A 1309-nucleotide genomic window follows, 5' to 3' on the forward strand; every position below is an offset into this window, starting at 1 on the left:
CAGCCCGAGGAGCGCCTCGACGAGCACCGCGTCCTTGCCGCCCGCCCCCGGCCCGGAGCCCGCCACGTGGCCGAAGAAGCCGGACCACCCGAGCGAGGCGACGATCCGCCGGGCCGCCGAGGTGGCCGCCGACGTCGCCACCGCCATCTCGACGCCCGCCCCGGCCCACGCCGCGAGGACGGCCTCCACCCCGTCGACCGGTCGCAGCCCGCCGCGTTCGAGGAGGGTGCCGTCGAGGTCCCAGACGACGCAGGCCCACGGTGAGTCCACGCCGAGAGGATTCCATCCCCTCGTGGGGCAGGACGCGGTTGCGCGCCGGGACGGGCGGTAACCCGCGCCCATGGGTTACGACGTCACGCAGGTACAGAAGTCGCTCGGGGGTTTCTCCTACCCGGGCAGCCCCGACCAGCTCGCCGACCACGCCAAGGAGAAGGGCGCGGACCAGGATCTGGTCGACACCATCCGCGGTCTCGACAAGGACCAGTTCGACGGCCCGAACGCCGTCATGGAGAAGCTCGGCGAGGCGAACGTGCTCGGCGGGTCCTGAGCCGGAGGGCGGTCCGCGGTCCGGGACGCGTCGTCCCGGACCGTGGCCGTGCCGCTCAGCGCGGCATCGACGGGATCCGCTTCTCGACGACCTCGCGGGCGCCCTCGAGGGTGCCGTCGTTCGTCCACACCTCGGGATCGAGCTGGCTGACGTTCCACCCCCCGGGCCGCACCCGGGTCCCGTAGAGGAAGACGTCCTTCTCCTGGACCCACTCGATCTCGTAGTCGATGGGCTGCTCGCCGTCGGACTGCCACGTCCACACCGCGCCCGAGCGCCGGCTCGACTCCCGGACCCGACGACCCTCGACGTCCAACTCCGCCACGACGAATCCTCCCCGCCGGTCGATGTGCGCACACGACCGGATCGCGTCCGACCTTCCGCCGAACGGAGCACGAGCGTAAGCCGGTCCCGCGACCGCGCCGCGTGAGGGTCGCGGCGGGAGCAACGACACATCGCCTGTCCGTGCGGGGCGCGGGTGGCGACGATGGTCGGGACACCACCGTGACCCTGGTCTCCGCGACCGGCACGCCGCCCGCCCGCCGCCACGCTCACCGAGGAGCCCGATGACCGCCCCCTTCACCGTCGAGCTCGACCCCACCCCCGGCCGTCGCCAGGGCGAGGAACGGTTCGTCCTGCACCTCGACGGCGAGACCCGCGAGGTCGTGCTGCACGACTACGCGACCGTGTACTCCGTGCCCGGGCTCTACGAGGAGGTCGTGCAGCGCCGCCTGCAGTGCGCCTCGCCGGCCACGGTCGCCGACG

2 protein-coding genes and 2 pseudogenes are annotated in these 1309 nt (G+C 73.3%); 2 read left to right on the forward strand and 2 right to left on the reverse strand.

All coding sequences use genetic code 11. From position 1 onward, the window contains the following. A pseudogene (locus AC0CYZ_RS19880) lies at positions 1-270 on the reverse strand (hypothetical protein); the annotation flags it as partial. Positions 271-340: 70 nt separating this feature from the next. On the opposite strand from AC0CYZ_RS19880, the gene AC0CYZ_RS19885 reads away from it, so the two are divergent. After that, positions 341-547: a DUF2795 domain-containing protein gene (locus AC0CYZ_RS19885; RefSeq protein WP_472218458.1), complete on the forward strand. Its 207-nt coding sequence runs from the start codon at positions 341-343 to the stop codon at positions 545-547. 55 nt (positions 548-602) lie between these two features. On the opposite strand, the gene AC0CYZ_RS19890 is transcribed toward AC0CYZ_RS19885, so the two are convergent. Further along, positions 603-869 carry a hypothetical protein gene (locus AC0CYZ_RS19890; protein WP_472218460.1) on the reverse strand — a complete coding sequence of 89 codons (267 nt, stop codon included), beginning with the start codon at positions 867-869 and terminating at the stop codon, positions 603-605. Positions 870-1110: 241 nt separating this feature from the next. Here AC0CYZ_RS19890 and AC0CYZ_RS19895 point away from each other — a divergent pair. After that, positions 1111-1309 (forward strand): annotated as a pseudogene (locus AC0CYZ_RS19895) (hypothetical protein); the annotation flags it as partial.

The organism is Actinomycetospora sp., assembly GCF_055612215.1.

What these genes read in the sequence shown, in the direction of transcription:
- AC0CYZ_RS19885 (WP_472218458.1), top strand. Translation starts at nt 341, where the DNA reads ATGGGTTACGACGTCACGCAGGTACAGAAGTCGCTCGGGGGTTTCTCC.